This window comes from Paenibacillus sp. J31R122 (genome assembly GCF_056269185.1).
The window spans coordinates 192,674-213,901 of the sequence record NZ_JBWDNM010000010.1 but is presented as its reverse complement, the minus strand read 5'-3'; the positions used below and the strand labels follow the sequence as shown (position 1 = coordinate 213,901).

General features: G+C 45.8%; 17 protein-coding genes and 1 other annotated feature. Of the genes, 12 read left to right on the top strand and 5 right to left on the bottom strand.

Features of this window, described 5'->3' with window-relative positions; translation table 11 throughout:
- Window positions 1–147: 147 nt before the first annotated feature.
- A complete protein-coding gene (locus AC0YN7_RS17915; protein WP_475811449.1) occupies window positions 148–3,261 on the top strand; it encodes a hybrid sensor histidine kinase/response regulator in 3,114 nt (1,037 codons plus the stop codon).
- Between the two features lie 339 nt (window positions 3,262–3,600).
- On the opposite strand, the gene brnQ is transcribed toward AC0YN7_RS17915, so the two are convergent.
- Window positions 3,601–4,941, bottom strand: a complete 1,341-nt coding sequence (gene brnQ / locus AC0YN7_RS17910) for a branched-chain amino acid transport system II carrier protein (protein WP_475811364.1) — start codon at window positions 4,939–4,941, stop codon at window positions 3,601–3,603.
- A 143-nt stretch (window positions 4,942–5,084) separates the two neighbouring features.
- Window positions 5,085–5,321 (bottom strand): DnaJ family domain-containing protein, encoded by a 237-nt coding sequence (locus tag AC0YN7_RS17905; protein ID WP_475811448.1) that lies wholly within the window; start codon window positions 5,319–5,321, stop codon window positions 5,085–5,087.
- Window positions 5,322–5,371: 50 nt separating this feature from the next.
- Between AC0YN7_RS17905 and AC0YN7_RS17900 the strand changes: the two genes are divergently transcribed.
- Complete coding sequence (locus AC0YN7_RS17900) at window positions 5,372–5,650, top strand: alpha/beta-type small acid-soluble spore protein (RefSeq protein ID WP_475811447.1); 279 nt, start codon at window positions 5,372–5,374, stop codon at window positions 5,648–5,650.
- Window positions 5,651–5,963: 313 nt separating this feature from the next.
- Here the strand turns inward: AC0YN7_RS17900 and AC0YN7_RS17895 are convergent, their stop codons facing one another.
- Together AC0YN7_RS17895 and AC0YN7_RS17890 are read right to left on the bottom strand one after the other, a co-directional pair.
- Window positions 5,964–6,335: a hypothetical protein gene (locus tag AC0YN7_RS17895; RefSeq protein ID WP_475811363.1), complete on the bottom strand. Its 372-nt coding sequence runs from the start codon at window positions 6,333–6,335 to the stop codon at window positions 5,964–5,966.
- Complete coding sequence (locus AC0YN7_RS17890) at window positions 6,305–6,709, bottom strand: hypothetical protein (RefSeq protein ID WP_475811362.1); 405 nt, start codon at window positions 6,707–6,709, stop codon at window positions 6,305–6,307. The genes AC0YN7_RS17895 and AC0YN7_RS17890 overlap by 31 nt, the downstream gene beginning before the upstream one ends.
- 157 nt (window positions 6,710–6,866) lie before the next feature.
- Window positions 6,867–7,131: a binding site (T-box leader), on the top strand.
- Between the two features lie 75 nt (window positions 7,132–7,206).
- On the opposite strand from AC0YN7_RS17890, the gene AC0YN7_RS17885 reads away from it, so the two are divergent.
- The gene (locus AC0YN7_RS17885) at window positions 7,207–8,010 is read left to right on the top strand and encodes a methyltransferase domain-containing protein (protein ID WP_475811361.1); all 804 of its coding nucleotides are present in this window, start codon (window positions 7,207–7,209) and stop codon (window positions 8,008–8,010) included.
- Between the two features lie 267 nt (window positions 8,011–8,277).
- Here AC0YN7_RS17885 and AC0YN7_RS17880 read toward each other — a convergent pair whose 3' ends face one another.
- The gene (locus tag AC0YN7_RS17880; RefSeq protein WP_475811360.1) at window positions 8,278–9,072 is read right to left on the bottom strand and encodes a helix-turn-helix domain-containing protein; all 795 of its coding nucleotides are present in this window, start codon (window positions 9,070–9,072) and stop codon (window positions 8,278–8,280) included.
- Window positions 9,073–9,200: 128 nt separating this feature from the next.
- Here AC0YN7_RS17880 and AC0YN7_RS17875 point away from each other — a divergent pair, with 128 nt between their 5' ends.
- The 9 genes from AC0YN7_RS17875 to AC0YN7_RS17835 all read left to right on the top strand — a co-directional run bounded on the left by AC0YN7_RS17875 (window position 9,201) and on the right by AC0YN7_RS17835 (window position 20,867).
- Entirely contained in the window at window positions 9,201–11,015 is a 1,815-nt protein-coding gene (locus AC0YN7_RS17875) for an FAD-dependent oxidoreductase (RefSeq protein ID WP_475811359.1), read from the top strand.
- Between the two features lie 36 nt (window positions 11,016–11,051).
- Window positions 11,052–11,969, top strand: coding sequence for an ABC transporter permease (locus tag AC0YN7_RS17870; RefSeq protein WP_475811358.1), 918 nt, complete (start codon window positions 11,052–11,054; stop codon window positions 11,967–11,969).
- Window positions 11,970–11,978: 9 nt separating this feature from the next.
- On the top strand, window positions 11,979–12,860 hold the full coding sequence (locus tag AC0YN7_RS17865) for a carbohydrate ABC transporter permease (protein ID WP_475811357.1): 882 nt from the start codon (window positions 11,979–11,981) through the stop codon (window positions 12,858–12,860).
- Window positions 12,861–12,909: 49 nt separating this feature from the next.
- Window positions 12,910–14,448, top strand: a complete 1,539-nt coding sequence (locus tag AC0YN7_RS17860) for an extracellular solute-binding protein (protein ID WP_475811356.1) — start codon at window positions 12,910–12,912, stop codon at window positions 14,446–14,448.
- Window positions 14,449–14,574: 126 nt separating this feature from the next.
- Window positions 14,575–16,926, top strand: a complete 2,352-nt coding sequence (locus AC0YN7_RS17855) for a DUF4838 domain-containing protein (protein ID WP_475811446.1) — start codon at window positions 14,575–14,577, stop codon at window positions 16,924–16,926.
- Between the two features lie 59 nt (window positions 16,927–16,985).
- Entirely contained in the window at window positions 16,986–17,360 is a 375-nt protein-coding gene (locus tag AC0YN7_RS17850; RefSeq protein WP_475811355.1) for a hypothetical protein, read from the top strand.
- Between the two features lie 14 nt (window positions 17,361–17,374).
- On the top strand, window positions 17,375–17,719 hold the full coding sequence (locus AC0YN7_RS17845; RefSeq protein WP_475811354.1) for a hypothetical protein: 345 nt from the start codon (window positions 17,375–17,377) through the stop codon (window positions 17,717–17,719).
- 840 nt (window positions 17,720–18,559) lie between these two features.
- Window positions 18,560–19,276 (top strand): ABC transporter ATP-binding protein, encoded by a 717-nt coding sequence (locus AC0YN7_RS17840; RefSeq protein ID WP_475811353.1) that lies wholly within the window; start codon window positions 18,560–18,562, stop codon window positions 19,274–19,276.
- Window positions 19,260–20,867 carry an ABC transporter permease gene (locus tag AC0YN7_RS17835; RefSeq protein WP_475811352.1) on the top strand — a complete coding sequence of 536 codons (1,608 nt, stop codon included), beginning with the start codon at window positions 19,260–19,262 and terminating at the stop codon, window positions 20,865–20,867. The genes AC0YN7_RS17840 and AC0YN7_RS17835 overlap by 17 nt, the downstream gene beginning before the upstream one ends.
- Window positions 20,868–21,228 lie beyond the last annotated feature (361 nt).

Sequence of the window (21,228 nt, the reverse complement as noted above, 5' to 3'; positions counted from 1 at the left end):
CTGTATAATAGACATAGCAACATCTCGATCGTCCGTTTCTCTGTTATGCTCAATCTGGTAAATTATAGGTAGGGCCTATTAGAATATCTTAGAAGAAGATGAGTGGGAGAGGGATACTTCTTGGCAAATCATTCACCAAAATTCCAAATGAAAAAGAGCCATATAATATTATTACTAGGGTTGTTATTAGTCATCTTATCCGGTTCGCGCATTTTGTGGATGGAATTGTTTCATAACCAAAAACAGGTGTCGATTAAAAATGGGCAACTCGATTTACGCGATTGGAAAGCAGAAGATGGCGACGTTCTCTTACTTGATGGGGAATGGGAGTTTTATCCCTCCCAGTGGTTGATAGATGGTAGCAGGCAACAAGTATTAGGCCAGAGTAAGCCAGGGCTTATTCAGGTTCCGGGAAGATGGAATGAAACTTTGCATGCCGAAAAGTCAACTCCTTACGGATTTGCATCTTATCGTTTGCGTCTTTATGTAGATCCAGAAAAGGACTTTAATTATAGTATTCGTGTACCCAGCGTGCGCACTTCGTCAGAATTATATGTAAATGGCCGATTGTTTGCTAAATCCGGACGGGTGGCTAAAACAGAGGATGAATATATTGCGAAGAACCTGCCTTATTCTACCACCTTTACGGCAGATGAAAACGGCGTAATCGAACTAGTGATTCAGGCGGCAAATTATGTGGATAGTCGAAGCAGCGGTATTGTTCGATCCGTTAAATTTGGTTCAGAAGAAGCAATTGCAAAGGAAATGAAAGCCTCCGTTTCTATGCAGCTTCTGGCAGCCATTATATTTTTTATGCATTCTGTCTATGCACTTATTTTGTTTTTACTAGGAAATAAGGAAAAGAAGCTGCTTTATTTTTCTTTGCTGACATTAAGCATAACACTTACTAATGTATTAAGTAATGATGAGAAGCTATTCCATCAATTATTTTACATCGGCATTGATTGGGATTTTCGGCTATCTAATGTTGCTCTCGTTATTGGAGCCTATGCTTTGCTCAAGTGTACGAATCATCACGAACTCCCTTATTGGAGGAGAATTTATCCTGTATATACTGTAATGAATTTAGGGACTGTCGGCATCACGTTGTTTTTAGACCCCTATCAGGTAGTTATGCTCTTCCCGGTTTATATTCTATTGGTTGGTATTGCCGCAGTGATCACGTTGATTGCGATCTTTAAAAAAGTAACCAAGGATATAAAGAGCAATCTATTACTACTTTTTTCTTTTCTTGCGTTGATTCATCATTTTCTTTGGTTGTTGTTATGGCGGGAAAGCGGTTTGAGTCTTGTCTATTATCCGTTTGATCTGATTATTGCGATGGCTTGTTTAGCCTCTGTATGGTTTAAAGATTATTTTATCATGCATGCGAGCACGAAAGAGCTTGCGGCAACATTGCAAAGAATGAATGACCATAAAGATCAGTTTCTGGCAAACACTTCACATGAATTTAAAAATCCGCTTCATAGCATTCTTAACCTGTCACAATCCGTTTTAAAACGGGAAGGGCATTTGTTGCAGGAAAGAAGTATTAAGGAGATTGAAAATGTTTTATCTGTAGGACGACGAATGACATTGCTATTAAACGATTTAATTGATGTGATGAGCTTACGGGAAGGCAGTCCGCGTTTACAAAAAAGAGTCATATTTATTCAGCCGATTGTGACCGGAGTACTTGATATGCTGCAATTAAACGCAGATGTTAAGTCTGTAAAAATTGCTAATCAAATTCCTGAAGTTTTTCCTCCAGTAAATGCGGATGAGAACCGGGTTATTCAAATTGTTTTCAATTTACTTCATAATGCTGTGAAATATACGAATGATGGGGTCATTTCGATTCAAGCTTTTGTAAAGGATGGACGAGCCTATATCGTTATTGCTGATACCGGGATCGGAATGGATGAGAACATGCTTAAGCGCCTATTCCGTCCATACGAGCAAGCCAGCACGAGTGAGACCATGATTGAAGGTGGCTTTGGGTTAGGTTTGAGTATAAGCAAGCAGCTGGCTGAGCTTCATGGAGGTACGTTAGTTGTGTCCTCTATATTAGGAGAGGGCTCAAAATTCACATTTTCATTAAAGCTAGCAGGCTTGGAAGCGGAGGAAGAGAATGATGTGACGAACTCATTTGAACCATTACCATTACCATCCATGCCGATTCAAGAAATAGCCTCCTCAGTCTATATGGAAAAAGTGAAAATTCCGCCAGCTACGAATCAAACAACTTTAATAGAAATGAATCGTGAACGTCCGATTCTATTAGTTGTTGATGATGATCCTGTCAACCTTCAAGTACTTGAAGCCATATTACCACCAGACGAATATGATTTAACGATGGTAACGAGCGGTAAAGAGGCATTGGCTGTACTGGACACTAAGGAATGGGATCTGGTCATCTCTGATATTATGATGCCACAGATGTCCGGTTATGAGCTGACACGAATGATTCGTGAGCGATTTACACTCACCGATCTCCCTGTTCTGCTCCTTACCGCAAGAAGTCAACCGAAGGATATTCAGAGTGGTTTTTTGGCGGGAGCAAACGATTATGTGACGAAGCCGGTGGAAGCCATAGAAATAAAATCGCGGATCGAGGCACTAACAACAATCAAACAAGTCGTTCGTGAACAATTGCTATTAGAAGCTGCATGGCTCCAAGCGCAAATTCAGCCTCATTTTTTATTTAATGCATTAAATTCTGTAATAGCTTTAAGTGACATTAATTTGGATAAGATGGGTAATTTACTCCATGAGCTCAGCAATTTTTTGAGGAATAAATTTAAATTCCAAAATCCGGATGGATTTGTTCCCATTGAAGAGGAGCTAAGTCTAGTGCGCTCTTATCTATACATTGAGAAGGTTCGGTTTGAAGAAAGGCTACAGGTGATTTGGGAGATAGATGACTGCGAGGATATAAAAGTCCCATTTCTTACGATCCAGCCTCTCGTTGAAAATGCGATAAGACATGGCATAATGAAGCGCAATCGTGGCGGGAAGATTCTTATTCGGATTTCTGTCCATGAAACGCATGCAGAGATAACAGTTGAAGACGATGGGATTGGAATGGACAAAGTTCAATTACAAAGAATACTAGAAAGAAAAGCGGATAGCAGGTCAGGTGTCGGATTGATCAATACGGATCAGCGATTAAAACGGCACTTTGGAACAGGACTTCATATCGAAAGTACGTTAGGTACAGGGACAAAGGTCACTTTCCATGTACGTAAACAGGTTGAATAACAGGAATTTAGCTATGTAAAACTAGAATTCAAGAGGTCCCTGCCTGTGTCCATAGTGTATGGAAGGGAGTGACAACACTTGATGTATCTATACCGTATCATAAGTAGGGCGAAAATAGGTCACATAGTTGATGAAATCTTTAGACGAGGAAATTCTGATGTACTAAAGGTTATCAGGTTACCCTATCTGCACTGAAAATTATGAATAGAGCTGAGTTCATACCAAATATTTGACAGACCGGCCATCCTTTACAGAATGGCCTATATCTGCTGTTACAGACAGCGCGGGTACGATTAAGGCGCTGTTATCGAAAAGCGGTCGAGCGGCGTACTCGCAACTTCAGTCTTCTAAGAGACTGGGAGATTGTCGTCCCTTCTGTCGCTCCGGTAGCAGAAGCCCAATCAGCACTCCCGCGCAGGCAGGAATCAGCCAGCCCAATCCGATATTATACAAAGGTAAGTACTGGTTAAAGTAGTCGTGGAGCTGCTCTACAGCGAGCGGAGTATCTTCAAGGCCGTCGACCAGGCTGACGAGAAAAGTCAGCAGCAGGCTAACCCTGTATACGGCGCGTTTACCTTTAAACAAATTATGCAAGAATGTCAATAAGATGAGCACGATCGCCAGAGGGTATAATATCGTCAGAACAGGCACGGAAAAATGGATTAATTGATCTAGACCGATATTGGCCAGCAAGGCGCTGACAGCACTCAAGACGATGCAGATACTCTTATACGACATGCCTGGAATGATCTTGTGAAAATAACTGCTGCAAGCGGTGGTCAGGCCTATACTTGTGGTCAGACAGGCAAGCAGCACAGTGATGCCGAGTATAAATCCTCCGAACGTGCCGAAATAATGGCTGGTCACCAAGTTCAACACTTCACCGCCATTGGCCAGAATACCGAAGGCGGATACGCTGATTGCTCCGATATAAGTCAGGGATGTGTAAATAACAGCGAGCATTGCAGCTGCAATCAAGGCCGCCTGGAAGCAGATGATCAGAATGCTTTTACGTTCGGTGACCCCTTTCGCTCGAATAGCGTTTATGACGATAATGCCGAATACGAATGCCGCGAGCGCATCCATAGTCAAATACCCCTCTTGGAATCCGTTAAAGAAGGCTTGAGAGGCATAACCGGATTTCGGTTCTTGAGGCTCGCCTAGCGGATTAGTAACGGATGTTATGGCTAACAATGCGATGCAGGCGATTAATAGGGGTGTCAGTATTTTTCCTACAATATCAACCATTCTTGCCGGGTTAATGGAAAGGAGCAAGGTCACCCCGAAAAATAATACAGTGAAGATCACCAATCCTAACGGACCATGCTCCGTTCCGATATAGGGCTTAATGCCGATTTCGTACGAAACGCTGCCGGTTCTCGGCATGGCAAACAGCGGCCCGATCGTTAAGTAAAGCAATGTTGTGTAGCCGAAGGCAAACCAAGGATGCACGCGACTGGTCAATGCGAGCAAATTTTTAGAGCCGGAAAATCCGAGAGCCAACGTTCCAAGCAAGGGCAGGCCGACGCCCGTGATCAGGAAGCCCAGACTGGCTTGCCAATACTGATCACCTGCATTTTGACCCATCATCGCCGGGAATACCAGATTTCCCGCTCCGAAGAACAAGGCGAACAGCATGAAACCGATTGTCAAAGTGTTACTAAAAGGAATGCGTTGCATAAGATGTCTCTCCTGTATAGAAAAATATATTTTAATTTACATATTTTAACAACCAGACTGAAAGTTGATGTGTCGGAGGCATGCACCTCAATATTGTATTTGTTCCATATAAATCTACATGATTCGACATAGAATGACAACACCTAATGACATTGAAGTAATTGCCTTTGAAGCTTTTTGCTCTCGGTATCGTTTTGGCAGACATTGAGTAGATCGCCAAGCGTGACCATTTCTTTGCGAATCTGCATCTCCTCGGGAATCAGCCCGGCATTTTTGTGTAGCTTGAAGCCGACCCGAAGTTCCTCAGGGACATTCTCTAGATCATCAAGCCAACATTCTTGTCCTGAATTAAATCGCGCCGAAGCGGGAAGGGATGAAATTTTGTGCTTCCGGGCAAGTTAGAGAAAAACATTGAGGGGAGTGCTGTATGATGGCAAGAAGAAGGAGAAAATATGTGGTGCCAGGGGTCGAACAGGGGATGCAAGTTTTCAAAGCTGATGTAATGAAACGTGAAGGATATGCCGTGAATCCGAATCAACCAGACGACGTAAAATATGAAGTGGCGAAGGAGCTTGGTGTTCCTCTGCTCCCAGGAAACAATGGTCAACTGACAACGGAATCAGTAGGTCAAGTCGGTGGCAAAATTGGCGGTTCCATGATTAGGGAAATGATCCGTCTCGCTCAGGAGCAAATAGCGAACAGGGAATAATCCTGAAGTCTTCTGAGATTGTGGGTGAAAATCGTTGAGCATTGACTTAAAATGACATCCTGTAGTTTTAATGACGTTAACTTGGGGCTGTCCCAAAAGTCATAAAAACGACTAAGGGACAGTGGAAAAAAAAGAGCCTGGGATTGTACCAGGCAGATGGAAGTTGCAACAAAAGCGTCAGTTGCGCCCAAAGCGGCAAAGCGGTACTTTCGCTTTTTTCGCTATTCTTGGTCTGTGATGTTTCCCTGCCCTGTTGGGAGGAAGGGGTCATTGTACTGAGTGTAGAAAGGCTCCTCTAGCTTCCGCGTCCAAGTTAGTGCACTTTGGACTTCTCCTCCATGAGAGAGGGGGCATCTCCTAATGTCTCGTCTTCCCAAACAAACTCCGCTGTCTGTTGTTGTTCGTCGATGGCTAGAAAAAGGTCAGTTCCATCAACGTAGGGGTTCGGTCCTATTTGTGAGTCGGATGTCCGCAAGACGACTCTGATTTGATGTGTTGGAACATGTTCCTGGACAGCATACGGCAGGCTTTCTTCGGCAATTGGTTTTGCGGTTACGAGCATGATCCAAACATTCGTCCCAATGCGATTGGTAGTAATATTTTCGTTCTGCTCAAACGCCTCTCTCAGCTTCTGAAGAATCAATTCGTTTGCCATCAGTTTCTTTCCGTCTGTTCTGTCAGCCATTGTTCCACCTCCTCGTCGTGCGCTCCGGCCTGGGTGAAGAACGTTATAAGGTAGTCGTTATCGTACAGAATCGCAATTTTGAATGCTTTAACTCCTTCGCTCGCGTCGAGCAGTTCGACGTACTCGGGGAAGCTGCCTAGCAGTCCGCAACTTTCGCGGTTGAGCCCGATGTTTCCGAGGTCACGGACGTTGTCTCCCGATTCAAGAATGACGATGTAGCCGTGATGCTTCAAAGTGAATTCACTTTCTGTTTCGGTATTCAACTCATCTTTTAGCTGGTGGAAATACCCCTCAACCCGATCTAGAAGTGTAGAAAGGAGTACTCTAGCATGACGTAAAAGATCAATATCTTGCTGTGTGGTAATAATCCTCATTTAACATCCCTCCCAAAATGAAAATGCCCCCTTAGAGAAGGGGGCTAATGTTGAATCACAAATATGATATATGTCTGAAACGGCTTTTGAAGCGGTAGTTAGTTGTAATTTTGTTCTTTACAATCGACCTGCTCGTTAGGTAAAATATTTCCAATATTAAAAGGCGATGATGAGGGCAGTAAATACATGAATTCTTTTACAGAGAGCTCCAGTAGCTGAAAAGGAGCAAAGCGTTCAGTATTGAAAAAAGCCTCTGAGCCGCACATTGGAACCACATGTTTTGTGGGGATGTTGTGACAGGAGCTCCTGTTACAGAGCTAGAGTATAAGCATTCTAAGGAGTGCCGTACTTGAAGAGGCTGATTGGGTGACCTATCGGTGAACCTGGGTGGTACCACGAGGAATTCAAATCTCGTCCCTGAGACTAACAGTCTTGGGGGTGGGATTTTTTTATTGCTAGGTGAATGCATGGTTAAATTCAGACTGAGGAGAGGTTCTATGGACAGAATAGAAATCGTAAGAAAATTTTATGATGAAACTGTAAACTACGAGTGGAATCGCCTTGACCGACACCAAGTTGAATTTGAGATTAGCAAACGCTTTATTACTCGGTATGTCAAACCGCATAACAAGGTACTGGACCTCGGAGGGGGACCGGGAAAATACTCTCTTTATCTTTCGAAAATGGGCTGCCAAGTGACCTTAGCTGATCTCTCTCAGAACAACGTAGACTTTGCTCTTAATAAGGCAGAGGAACTTGGGTTACCACTGGAAGCTTTGCGTGCCGATTGTAGGGATTTATCGGCATTTGAGGATGAATTGTATGATCATATCCTTTGCATGGGCCCTATGTATCATCTACAAGATGAAAGAGACAGGGTAATCACAGTTAATGAATGTTTGAAGAAGTTGAAGCCAAATGGCACGCTGTTTGTATCCTTTGTTTCTTCATACTCCTTCGTATGGGATTACCTTATCAGAGATCCAAAGTTTATATTGAATGAGGAGATGCGTTCCCAGATCAATTCAATCGCAGACGATGTGAGCTATGTTGGTCAGGGATTCTCTGAGGATTTCTTCATTAGCCCCAAAGATGTGCTTCCTTTTTTCCAATTATTCAGCTTGGAAAAGCTGCATCTGCTTAATTGCGAGAGCTTCCTATATTTACGAGAGGCTGAGCTGCTTAACCAGGACCCAAATGTCGTGTCGGCCTGGCTTGACGTAGCCGAGCAAGTATGTGAGCGTGAGGATTTCCTAAGTTTTGCGGAGCATCTCATGTACATTGGGCGTAAAGGGAAATAGCGATTCTGTCAGCAAGAAAAGGCCATTTTTGTGAATGGCCTTAAAACTTGCCGTTACAGACAGCGCGGAGAACCGTACCATAAGTGACGGCGAAAAACTTCTGACCCCTAAATTAGTTTAGGGGTAATTTTTATGACTAGATACGTCATTGAGAAGTTTTCTGTTGGATAGTCCGATTAAATTCCCGTATATATCATGAATGTTTTATTTTACAATAAGGAGTGCCATGTTAAGACGATGCATAAGCCCTGGTTGCCGCGTTCGCCGCTAATACCGGTTTTGCTTGCGGAATTCGGATGGGCTTACGCCCATCGCCTTGCGGAACACTCGACTGAGATAGAAGCCGTTCTCGTAGCCACATTTTCCCGCTATGACATCGAGCGTCCACTCCGTAATCAGCAACAGCCTGCATGCTTGCTTTACCCGAATCGACGTTAAGTATTGCAGTGGGTTGACGCTGTAAGCGTTTTTAAATCTTCGAATTAGCTGCACAGGCGTCATTCCGAACCGATGCGCGACATCCCGAACTTCGATCGCTTCATGCAAGTGATGATGGAAGAAGAGTGCGACATCGCGAATGAATCTGTCATTTTCCAATAAAGGATCCGCATCGACGGATTCCAGCGCCTGTTGCGCGATCATCAGCCATAAGTCCGCCAAATAGTGCTGCTTTAGCTTTTGATTATCGGAGCTGAAGGGCAACTGCTGATCCGCATGCCTTAAGCAACTGTAGTTTTCGGACAAGCGCCGGATTTGCGGCAGCCGTATTTTCCGATGCGCCAGAAGGGGCAGAAGCTGCTGCGGGTCACCGTCGGGGAAGATGAACGTAATAGAGTGGAAGCTTAAGGGCTCCAGAACGTTCCGATAAAAAGCAACCTGGGGCGGACATACGACCACGTCTCCGAACTCGGCCACTCCATAATCCTCTCCTATCTGGTATTCGAATCTCCCTTGCTCTACCGCAAAAAGGACCCATGTTACATAAGTATCCGTCTCTAATAGAAATTGATCTTTTTTAATCCAGTACACATGATATACGATTTCGGGCAAGCTTGTGGACATTTCGCTTCACCTCGTTCAGAAATGTGTAATTTTAGATATGAAAAAGAAATTCTATGAATTCAAATGTATAAAGAAAGAACGTAGTATGTAATTAAAGATATCATAGAATGCAAAGGAGTCAATGGAGGATGAGGAAGTCCGATACGAAAATGTTGGATACGGACATATTGATTGCCGGTGGAGGGATGACGGGGGTGGCTGCTGCATTAGCCGCGGCTCGCAACGGAGCCCGGGTGATTTTATGCCAGGATCGTTCCGTTCTTGGCGGAAACGCATCGTCGGAGATTCGCATGAATATATCCGGCGCATCCACAATCGGGAAGGAATTGGAGACGGAGCGCAGAGAAAGCGGGATTATTGAAGAAATCATGCTTGAATGCTCGGTTAGAAATCCGCAGCGAAGCGCGAGTATGTTGGATTTGATTTTATACGAAAAATGCCGCGCCGAACCGAATTTAACGTTGCTGCTGAACACGACGGTTATCAGAGCCGATATCGAGGGCGCCCATATTCGTTCCACTTATGCGGTAAGAGAAAGCACGGAGGAAAGCTTTACGATAAGGGCTGACATTTTCGCGGATTGTACGGGCGACGGCAGGCTGGGATTTGAAGCGGGGGCCGCTTTTACGACCGGCCGGGAAGCGATTGAGGAATATAACGAGTCCGGCGCCAATCTGAACAGGGACGCTTATCGTCTCGGGTCCTCCCTTTTGTTCACATCGAAGGACATGGGACGCCCGATGCCATTTACCCCGCCGAAATGGGTCCGCAAGTTTACGGAGGAAGATTTGAAGTTTAGAAACCACGACGCTTGGGAGTTCGGATATTGGTGGGTGGAATTCGGCGGCACGCTGGATACGATCAAGGATAACGAGCATATCCGCGACGAGCTGCTTGCGATTATGCTAGGGGTGTGGGATCATATCAAAAATAGCGGCAATCACCCCGATTCCGAAAATTGGGCGCTGGATTGGTTCGGCTTTCTTCCGGGCAAAAGAGAGTCCAGAAGATTTATCGGCCGCCATGTGCTGACCCAAAACGATATTCAACAGGCCGTCGACTTTAATGATGTAATCGCTTACGGCGGTTGGTCGATGGATACCCATCCACCCCAAGGAATCGATGCGAAGGACGAGGAGCCGTGCAATCAGCCGTTTACGCCTTATCTTTACGGCATTCCGCTGCGCTCGACGATTAGCAGGAACATTTCGAATTTGATGTTCGCCGGCCGCAATTTATCGGCTACCCATATCGCTTTCTCCAGCACCAGAGTAATGGCGACATGCGCGGTAATGGGAGAAGGGCTCGGAACGTTTGCGGCAATGGCGGTGAAGCGCAAGCTTCCGCTGGAACAAGCGTGGCTCGAAAGTGATATCGTGAAGGAAGCTCAGCAGCAATTGCTTCGGCAGGGAGTTTTCTTGCCCGGCTTCATGCTGGAAGGAAATCTTGCGAAGTTAGCCCGGATTACAGCTTCGTCCGAACAAGAGCAAGGAAAATGCGTCAATGTTGTGGACGGACATACTCGCGCGGTCCATGGGGCGAAGGGGGTACGTCCCGACTTGACGACAGCCAGCACGCATCGTTGGATGTCGGAGCCGGGAGACGGCAGTCCTTGGCTGGAGCTTCATTGGGAGGAGCCGGTAAGTGTTGCCCGGATTACAATCGTTCTGGATACCGGGCTTCACCGTTTATTGATGCTATGCCATTTGGACGTGATTCAGAAACATATGCAGTGGGGGCGGCCGCAAGTCGAAACGCTGAAGGAGTTTAAGCTGATCTCGCATGACGAACGAGGAAGGACGGAAATCGCACATATCAAGGACAATTACCAACGCATGATCCATCTGCCGGTAACGCTGAAAAATCTAAAGACGCTCCGTCTGGAGGCAATCTCTACGAACGGTTTGGACCATGCGCGAGTGGTTGAAATTGTTTGCGAATAAGGCCGCTTGCGGAAGCGTTCTCGGGAGGAGAATGGGATGAATAACGGCAAAGCCAGTCCTGTCTGGCTGTATATGAGAAAAAATAAGTGGCTGTATTTTTTGCTGATACCGGGGTTTGCATATCTGTTTATTTTTAAGTATATTCCGATGTTCGGCATCGTCATTGCGTTCCAGGACTTCAATTTGATGAAAGGCATATGGGGAAGCGATTGGGTCGGCTTTGAAAATTTCCGGTATCTTTTCCAATCGGACGATTTCTTCACGATTTTAAAAAATTCGTTAATCATCAGCTTCTATCAAGTCATATTCGGATTTCCGGCGCCGATCATTTTGGCTATTCTGCTGAACGAAATCAGAAATCTTCTTTTCAAGAAAGTCGCCCAAACGGTGCTGTATTTGCCCCACTTCATATCGTGGGTAGTCATATCCGGCATCATTATCAACATGTTATCCCCGTCGTCAGGCTGGGTCAACCGGCTGATCGTCGATTTCGGGGGAGAGCCGATTCATTTTCTGCTTAAGCCCGAATATTTCCGGACGATACTGGTTTCCGCGGAAATATGGAAGGAGCTCGGATGGGGAACGATTATATACCTGGCCGCACTTGTGGCTGTAGACCCGTCCCTTTATGAATCGGCAACGATCGACGGGGCTAACCGGCTGCAAAAAATATGGTATATTTCGCTTCCCGGTATAGCGACCACGATCGTCATTATTTTGGTCTTGCGGGTCGGACATATTTTGGATATCGGCTTCGAGCAAATATTTTTGTTATACAATCCGGCTACCTACAAAGTTGCGGATGTCTTCGAAACTTATACGTACCGGGTCGGTTTATTGGAAGGGCGGCTCTCCTTTACGGCTGCGGTCGGATTGTTCAAATCGGTAGTCGGACTGGTCATGATCGTGTTCGCCAACCGGATTGCGCGCCTATTCGGAAAATCATTGTGGTAGGAGGTGAAGATGAATATGAACAAGCGAATCGAGCTTTTTGACATCGCCATCTATATATTCGTGTCTTTGATTTGTGTGGTCATGCTGTATCCTCTTCTGAACGTCGCAGCGGTTTCGATCAGCTCGCACAACGCTTATTTGGAAAATCCGATGCGCATATGGCCCAGCCAAATATCGTTCGCCGCCTATAAGGATATTCTTTCGCATCCTGTTCTTGCAAGAAGCTATCTAAATACGCTCATTGTCACCGTAAGCGGCGTAGCATTAGGTATCTTTCTGTACATCATTACGGCGTATCCGCTCTCCAAAACGCATCTGAAAGGCAGAGCGATCCTCATCAATTTGGTCATCTTCACGATGCTGTTTAACGGCGGACTCATTCCGAATTTTTATTTGATCCGTTCACTCGGCATGCTGGACACGCTGGCCGCTCTCGTGTTTCCAGGGCTGTTCACCGCGTTCAGCTTAATACTAATGGTCAATTTTATGCAGAACATTCCGGAGGAGCTGGAGGAAGCCGCAAAAATGGACGGAGCCTCCGAGCCCTACATTTTGTTCAAAGTCGTCGTTCCGCTCTCCATGCCGATTATTGCCACATTGACGCTATTCGCGGCGGTAGGCTATTGGAACAGCTTTTTCTCGGCGATCATTTATATCCGAAGCGTGGAAAACTGGCCATTGATGCTGTTCTTGAGGGAGATTATAGAAGGCGCCAAAATGCTGCAGATTTCTGCGGGGGGCAACAGTGCCGAGATCGGCAATATGAACGTCATGCCGGAGACACTGAAATACGCGACTATCATGATCGTCATGCTTCCGATTTTGTCGGTGTACCCGTTTCTTCAACGGTTTTTCGTCAAAGGAATTATGCTGGGGTCCATAAAAGGATGACCTAAGGGATCTCTGTCATAGATAATAATTAAAAGGGAGGCTGAAACAAATGTTTAAAAAAGTACTGGCTGGGGTGGCGGCCGCCGCGCTGCTCGTCGGGGTTACCGCATGCGGAAGCGAGCCGAAAGAAGCAGGAGAATTGCAGCCATCGGCTGGGGAAACGGCTAAAACAAGCATTAAGATCATGGGCAATTTTGCTTCATCCAATTTGTCGGAAACGGACAAAGTGCTCATTCAATCCTTCGAGAAGGAAACGAATACGGAGATCATGTTCGATATACCCCCGTCGACCGGCTACGATGAGCGGCTTCAATTATCGCTGACGACAGGCGATTTTCCCGACGTCGTGTATTTTCCGGGTCCAAATGACAACGCTTTCTTAAAGGCAGTAAAGGACGGCGTCATCATTCCGATCGATGACTATCTGCAGAGCGCCGAGAATATTAAAAAATATTCGTACGACATATCCTGGGACGCCTTGCGGGTAAACAACGACGGCAAAATTTACGGCATTCCACGGACGACGGTTATGCGTTCCGACGGCTACTGGCTCAGAAAAGACTGGCTCGACAAATTGAATATAACGATTCCGGATAATAATGAAATTACGTTAGATCAGATGATCGATATTATGCGTAAATTTTCGAAGGAAGATCCCGACAACAACGGAAGGCACGATACGTACGGGTTCGGAACGGCCGCATCCGCCGATAAATCGATGAGGCCGATTTTCACTGACGAGCTCGGTATTTATGGCTGGCAGGAGTCCAGCGGGGGCGAATATAAATACATGAATCCCCAATATGATTTGAATTCCGATCAATATACGAAGGCTTTGGAGTTAACGTCCAAGCTATTCAAAGAAGGGCTTATCGATCCGGATTCGCCTTCGATCGACGCCAATACGGCTCTCGAGCGGTTTCAAAGCGGCAAAACGGGCGTATTGAACAGCTTTGCGGGTCATTACGAAACACACCTGACTGCCGGCAAAAAGATCAATCCGAATTTCGAGCTTGCCTATGTATTCGTTAAGAACGAGCAAGGCGAGATGAAAGGACTTGGGCTTGGAACGGGGATGTGGGGCTTCTGGGCGGTAACGCGCAATGCGAAGGATCCACAAAGAGTTGTTGACGTATTCGACTATATGCTTTCCGATAAAGGCTGGGATTCCATATATAACGGTATGGAAGGGCATGATTTCAAGGAGGAAAACAACAAGCGCACTTATGCGGATCCACCGCTGGAAACATTCGTCCGCAAAAATATGGTTCGCCGCGCCAATGATTATATGTTCTTCATTAATCCGGCTATGTCGGAGGAGCTGAAGCAGAAGCTCGTGCCGAATATCGAGAAGGCCGTAAAAAGAATCGTGTTGTCCAAGGACCGCGATTTCACGCCGCCGATTGCGAAGACGCCGCCTTACCTGGATTTCAATAAAAAGTTCAGCGAGGTTACGACAAAAATCACTATCGGTGACGCGGATCCATCCGAGTATACAAAGGTGCTGCAGGAATGGTATGCGAAATTCGGCGAAACGTATCTGAAGGAAATGAATGATTATATCGGTCAAATGGAAAGCAAGAAGTAATGTGGAAAGATTGTTAACACCCCTTTCCGGGGGTGAAACAATAAAACACATCGGCCATCAGGCCGGAGCCTCTCGGAATGATCGTTCCGAGAGGCTTAAAAAAAGGAGGATTCGATTTTGAGCTTGATGAAAGGAAAAAGGTTCGTTTTGCTGTTGATTTTTGTTTTGGCCGTAACTCCGCTGTTAATGGCGGCTGGGCAGGCGAGCGCCAATGAACAGGGCTTGGCGCAAGAGGCAGGAAAGAAGCATGGGCAAGACGGCGTAGAACAAGGCGTTGTGCTTGTGAGCGACGGCAACCCTTCGGCATCCGTTGTGACGACGGTATATGCTTCGGCAGTGGAGAAGAAGGCGGCAACTGAGCTGGTGAATTACATAAAAAGCATATCCGGGGCGGAGCTTCCCATTGTAACGAATGAGGGAGAAGCAACCGGAACGAAAATCTATATTGGAGGGGCGACACCCGATATCGACTTGAACGCCATCCGTCAAGGGGGAGACGATCCCGCATCTTTTCGTTTAGCGGCAGCGGCGGATTCCATCCGGTTGTATGGGCTCTCGGATCAAGGAACGCTATTTGCGGCCTTCGAGCTTCTTGAGCAAATTGGCGTACGCTGGTTCATGCCGGGCGACATTGGCACGGTAATCCCGTCGAAGAAAACGATAGCGCTTCCAATCCAGGATACGATTCAGCACCCGGGCTTTTCGACCAGGGCGATGCAAGCAACCGAAATGTATCAAAAACCTCCCGGACTTCCAAACGGAGTCAATTTGAATGAAGGCAAGCCTTGGGTTGAGCATATGAGACTGAATCAAAAGTATTATGGCACGCACGGCATTCCATGCGGCATCAGCTCGAAGGATCGGCCCGATTTGTATCTGCCAAACGAGAATGGAACGCCGACGAATCAATTTGACGTCACGAAGCCTGACGTTTTGGCCTGTGTCGTACAGAGCTCGATACAGAAATTGCAGAAAGATCCCAACCTGAAAGTACTGAGTATGGGGCCGAACGACGGTCTTGTTAAGGTGCTTCAGCCTAACCCTGACTGGGATGGGAATGACTTGGATGCCACGCACGACACCTTGTCGTTAACGGATCGGTACGTGAAATTTATCAATCTTGTATTGGAACAGCTTGAGCAGGCCGGATATCCGGATGTCAGCATCGCCTTTTACGCTTATGACACTTACTACCAGCCGCCGGTTCGGTGGACACCGCATCCTAGGCTCATTCCTGTCATCGCTTCGATTACGGTAGACCGTTACCATGCCATAGACAATCCTCTTTCTTGGGAGCGCGGTCACCTGAAAGATATGATCGACGGCTGGCGGAACCTTGGGGTAAAACCTCAGATTTACCAATATCTTTACAACCTTGCCGATCCGGGCCTTCCCTATTCGTTGGTCGACCAGGTATCCAGCGAGTTCAAGTATTACAAGCAGAACGGCATCACTGGCATTCGTGCCGAAAACTTGCCGGCTTGGGCTTATCATGGCCCAGGACTTTATCTGGCAGCCAAGATGATGTGGAATCCGGATCTGGATGTGGAGGCATTGCTGGACGATTACTATACGAACTTTTACGGTCCTGCGGCCAAACCGATGCGGGAGCATTTTGAAGCGTTAGAACAGGCTTTTGCCAATGCCGATTACTTTGTCGGAAACATCTATGATTTCCCTCATATTTTGACGGACAAGGTTCGAAAAGAATTGGAGAAAACGTTGAGCAAAGCCGAGAAGGAGGCGGAAAAGTCGAGCGATCCGGTTTACGGCAAACGTGTTGCGATGATGCGGGTTGCTTATGACTTCGGTGACAATTTCCTAGCCATGATGGATAACATCAATCGTTTGGAGTTTGTTAAGGCCAAAGAGCAGTTTGATCGGATCTATGCGCTCCGGAATGAAGCCGTACTCCATTCTCCTGTCATTTTAAATCCATGGGCATCATTTCTGTATACCGATATATTTTGGAAAAAGATGGTTACGGAAGGAGAGCAGCGCGTTACCGGAGGAAATCGGGTTGTCGCCCAAATGCCCGATGAATGGAATGTCATGCTGTTCCCGCACGACAACGGAGATCTGTTAGGTTTGTGGAAACCCGGCTTGGGAACGAAGTCGTGGATGAAGCTGAAGACTTATTCGGAGACATGGTCCAGCCAAGGACTTCGCTATTACAAAGGGCACGCATGGTATCGAACGGAGGTAAAGGTAGACAAGAAGTTTGACAACGGCAATCCGATCCGTCTTTGGTTCAGCAGCATCGATGATACAGCCAGAGTTTGGATGAACGGACAAGAACTGCCGTTAGTGAAGAAAGGCAGCGGCTTAACGTCGCCTTGGGAGTTTGATGCAACAAACGCAATCAAATTCGGACAATCTAATTTAATCGTTGTTGATGTAGGCAATGCCGTATTGGATGAGTTGGGCACAGGCGGTATTACGGGGCCGGCGATGCTTTGGGAGGTTGCGTCCAACTAATCTGCCGTTAGCCAGCAATAAAACCTAATACGAAAAGCCCGTCAAGGTAATTTCGTGCCATGACGGGCTTTTCATTGTATACCGGATTGGCGCTTTTTCACCTTTTTTGCCTTTTTTGGGCGTCAGAAGCTCTGCGGTCAGCCCGTTCACGCAGGGGAATTTTTTCATTTGTTTATCATAAACCAATACCGGTTACCCAGCTTATTCAAGCTTTTGGGGGACATCCATTTCCGTTTGCAATTTACTCGGATGAGCAGCCGGTCGGTTTTGTTATGTTGGCTTATGGAATCACCGGATATGAAGAACCGTCAATCGCAGATGACAACTATTGCATCATGCGACTGATGATTGACAAGCAATACCAGAACGATCAGGCTGGCAAGCAGCCGTTGAGCTGTGCCAAAACAAAAAAATCGGAGAAAAGTATTATATAAATGCACTTACCCCCTTGACCCTATCTTGGAAGGTTGAGGAGGTAAAGCAACTGTTTCTGGACAATCCGCATCTGGATTCACCCAAGCATCATACGAAATTGATTATTGTGATCAAAGCCTATTGCAAGAATGCGGAGCAGCAACAAGACATAGAGCATTTCCAGGAAATGTTTAACATGGCAGCGCAAACCGACACCGCAATCAAATGGGGAGATTTTAGGCTGCGAGACGTACTGCTGGAGAATATCGGACAGGCCTGTAGGGAACTCCGTCTTGTGGAAAAATGCAAGAAAGCGATCAAAAATAATTTGCTTAAGGGAGAATTAACCCTGTGGATGAATCAGTTGAAAAAAGAATAGCTGCGAAAAATTGATGTGAGGGTTACCCCTGATTATCGCAAAGATAACAAATAGACCAGATAAGCTTTTGACTAATCTGGTCTACTGTCGTTTACTGAAAATTAATTTTACTATAGCTTGACCACTGCTCTCTACGACGACGCCGGACGACTTTGTGCGGTATATCATTTTGACTTATTGAGTGGGCGCGAGCACCAAAGCTTTAATGATTTCTTCCTGGTTTTTGTCTTTTTTGTCTAAGAAATAGAAGAGGACGGTATAATAAATATCGTTCTGCTTCGATAGGTAAGAGGCTTGACTTCGCGGATCCTTCTTGTTGGTACTACTTGTCCATAAGGAATTGAACTATGATCAACGCTCGATAAGGGTATGTTGTTTGCCGAGCAGTATGGTAGGTTTGAATACATCGCCAGAAGAGTGATACATCTTGGGCGATGTATTTTCTTTGTTCCGAAGAAGCGCTTGAGACATTAAAGCATGCTCGTAACCAACCGAATAGACCTATTGAAGTTTTTGCAACTGAAGAAGCAAAAGGAAAAGTATTGGCCAATCGACTTCAAGAATAACAGTTCTCGATGGAAGAGATGGCCAAAATGCTGCAGCTTTCAGTGAATACAGTGAATACAGTGAAAACCATAAATCATATAGTTTTAAGACTCCGTTGCAAACAACTATCTACAACCTGCAAAAAACTACATTGCAGCCTCTACACAATCCAATCCATCCCTTGGTAAAAGAGGGAGCCTAAATCGCATAATTCAATAGAATCCGAGACCTTTTGTTCCCTTTTTCGTAGAAAAATATGACATTATCATTTTGGAACGAATGGAGGAGCTGCAATTGCGTCTGATCTTAGAGAATATCGTCAAGCGATTTGAGGATAAAGAGGTGCTTCAAGGAGCCGGGTTCGCCTTTGAGAAAGGGAAGATCTATGGGCTGCTAGGCCGCAACGGAGCAGGCAAAACGACGCTGTTCGACTGCCTGAGCGGAGAGAAGGGGATGGATGGCGGACAGGTGCTGCTGGAGGAGAATGGCAGCACGCGGAAGCTAAGTGAGCTGGATGTTGGGTATGTTTATTCACTGCCGATACTACCCGAGTTTCTGACGGGCTATGAGTTTGTTAAGTTTTTTATGGATATTAACAAGGGCAAGCTGCAAATGGAGCAGACGATTGACGATTATTTTGACATGATGAGCATGACAATGGAGGATCGCCACCGGCTGATTAAAGGTTACTCGCACGGAATGAAGAATAAGCTGCAGATGCTTCTATTTCTCATAACGAAGCCACCGGTCATTTTGCTCGATGAGCCGCTCACCTCCTTTGATGTCATTGTTGCTCTGGAGATGAAGAATATGCTGAGGGAAATGAAGCGTGACCATATTCTGATTTTTTCCACGCATATTCTACAATTGGCCTCCGATCTGTGTGATGAGCTGGTTGTATTGAACAAAGGGAAATTGTCTGCCGTGCCGTCAGAGCTGCTGCACAGCGCGGAATTCGAGCAATCTGTCATTAACCTGCTGAAGGATGAATCCCATGCTGAGAACGCTTAATACGCTGTTGGCTATTCGTACATCTATTACAGCAAACCTGCTTATTTTTTATATCCAGAAGCTTCCGCTGATCGGCAAGCTAGTAAGGAACAGCTTCTACGCCAATTTGGATCTCAAAAAGGCCGTTTCTGTCATTGCGCTGCTGATCACTCAGCTATGGGGATTGATGCTCCGATTTATTTATCTGGGGATACTTGTATACTTTCCTGTGGTCGGTTTAGGCGAGGGGTTGCCAGAGGAGGATCGGCTAAGGCAGTTTGTACATATTTTTTTCATGATCAGCTTTGTAGTGGCAGCCGTCAGCAGTGCTACTGTGCTTGAACCGAAGCGGGAGAAATACGTAGCTGTTAAGCTAATGAGAATGTCTCCGACAAGATATATGCAGGCTTCGCTTGGATATCGTTATGTGACTTTTTTGGTGTATCTGCTGCCCGCCATGTTGTTGTTCGGAACACTCCTCGGAGCCTCCATCATAGAAGCGGTTCTGCTAACGTTATTGATCACGCTGTGGCGAGTTCTGGCGGAATATGCGCATCTCAAGCTTTTTGAGAAAACCGGCATTGTGCTCATTAAACATACTGCCCTCGTCTACAGCATCATTTTCCTTGGATATGGCGGTGCGTATTTGCCGCTTCTGCTGGACAAGGTATTGCCAACTGAATCGTTTCTTTTGAGCTTGCCTGCCTGTATCGTTATTATGGCTGGAGGTCTGTTCGCAGCTATTCAGCTGGCCCGATATTCCGGTTACAGAGAAGCTGTTGATGCCGCAACCAAAAGAGATGATCCACTGCTGGATTTAGGTCGTATGGTGACGGATGCGCAGAAGAAGAGTGTCAAGTCGAAGGATAGCGACTATACCGAAAGCCTGAACGGGCAGGACAAGATTAAGTCAAAGGAAGGCTATGCTTATCTGAGCGCACTCTTCTTCCTCAGACATCGGAGCCTAATCAGCAGCCCTGTTAATAAGCGGTTAGCCATCATCGGCGCTTTCGGAGTGATGGGCGTGATCCTCGTGGCCCTATTCCGCGGGCAGCTGCAGGACTTGAGATGGAGCTTGGGAACGATCTTCCCTTTCTTGCTTATAATTATGTACTACATGTCCATAGGAGAGAATATATGCAAAGCAATGTTTTACAACTGCGATCTTAGTTTAATACGGTACGGCTTCTATCGGAGTGCGGCCTATGGTCATTTTCTGATCCGACTTGGAAAAGTGATGAGCTTGAACCTGCTGATTGCCGCCGCTCTTGGGGGGGCGCTGACAGCTATGACCGCAGCAGCGGGAGGGCAATGGCTGAACGGGGAGCTGCTCATGCTTTGGATCTGTGTTATTTCATTGTCCATTTTTTTCACTGTGCATCATTTGTTTATGTATTATATTTTTCAACCATATTCTACGGAGCTGAATATGAAAAACCCGCTGTACTTTATCGTGAACATGAGCGTGTCGTCCATGTGCGGAGTTAGCATTATTATGAGAGTACCGGCCATACCATTCACTGTTACTATATTTACGATGACGCTGATTTATCTGGCTGTTGCGCTTGTTCTTGTGCGCAAGTATGGGGCGAGAACATTTCGGGTGAAATAGACGTTATTATTATATTTAAGGAAAACAACCAACTAGAAGGCGGAGAATGAACTTATGTTCATTTTTCGCCTTTTTTTTATGTGCAATTAAGTGGATTTTTGAACGAATCAAGTGGGCGTTAATTAATCTATACATAGGTCAAACAGCATGCTATAGTCATTTTGAATTATTTGGTAAAATACCGAAATAAGTAGGTGATTAGCTCATGAAGAAACTGATTAAGTTTTTATTTCTTTAACTAGCAAAGAAATCGAAAATGAAGTTCGTTTTTTTCAACAACATCTAGAATTACTAAACAGATATAAAAACAATTTTTCTAATTATAAAAAAGAAGATTTACCTAATTTATTGTATTTTTGTG

Bases quoted from the DNA above. Each gene is read 5' to 3' on its own strand.
- AC0YN7_RS17900 (WP_475811447.1), top strand. From the start codon at position 5,372: ATGGCAAGAAGAAGGAGAAAATATGTGGTGCCAGGGGTCGAACAGGGG.
- AC0YN7_RS17850 (WP_475811355.1), top strand. From the start codon at position 16,986: ATGACGGGCTTTTCATTGTATACCGGATTGGCGCTTTTTCACCTTTTT.
- AC0YN7_RS17870 (WP_475811358.1), top strand. From the start codon at position 11,052: ATGAATAACGGCAAAGCCAGTCCTGTCTGGCTGTATATGAGAAAAAAT.
- AC0YN7_RS17895 (WP_475811363.1), bottom strand. From the start codon at position 6,335: ATGGCTGACAGAACAGACGGAAAGAAACTGATGGCAAACGAATTGATT.
- brnQ (WP_475811364.1), bottom strand. From the start codon at position 4,941: ATGCAACGCATTCCTTTTAGTAACACTTTGACAATCGGTTTCATGCTG.
- AC0YN7_RS17875 (WP_475811359.1), top strand. From the start codon at position 9,201: ATGAGGAAGTCCGATACGAAAATGTTGGATACGGACATATTGATTGCC.
- AC0YN7_RS17885 (WP_475811361.1), top strand. From the start codon at position 7,207: ATGGACAGAATAGAAATCGTAAGAAAATTTTATGATGAAACTGTAAAC.
- AC0YN7_RS17835 (WP_475811352.1), top strand. From the start codon at position 19,260: ATGCTGAGAACGCTTAATACGCTGTTGGCTATTCGTACATCTATTACA.
- AC0YN7_RS17860 (WP_475811356.1), top strand. From the start codon at position 12,910: ATGTTTAAAAAAGTACTGGCTGGGGTGGCGGCCGCCGCGCTGCTCGTC.
- AC0YN7_RS17880 (WP_475811360.1), bottom strand. From the start codon at position 9,072: ATGTCCACAAGCTTGCCCGAAATCGTATATCATGTGTACTGGATTAAA.
- AC0YN7_RS17890 (WP_475811362.1), bottom strand. From the start codon at position 6,709: ATGAGGATTATTACCACACAGCAAGATATTGATCTTTTACGTCATGCT.
- AC0YN7_RS17915 (WP_475811449.1), top strand. From the start codon at position 148: ATGAAAAAGAGCCATATAATATTATTACTAGGGTTGTTATTAGTCATC.
- AC0YN7_RS17855 (WP_475811446.1), top strand. From the start codon at position 14,575: ATGAAAGGAAAAAGGTTCGTTTTGCTGTTGATTTTTGTTTTGGCCGTA.
- AC0YN7_RS17865 (WP_475811357.1), top strand. From the start codon at position 11,979: ATGAATATGAACAAGCGAATCGAGCTTTTTGACATCGCCATCTATATA.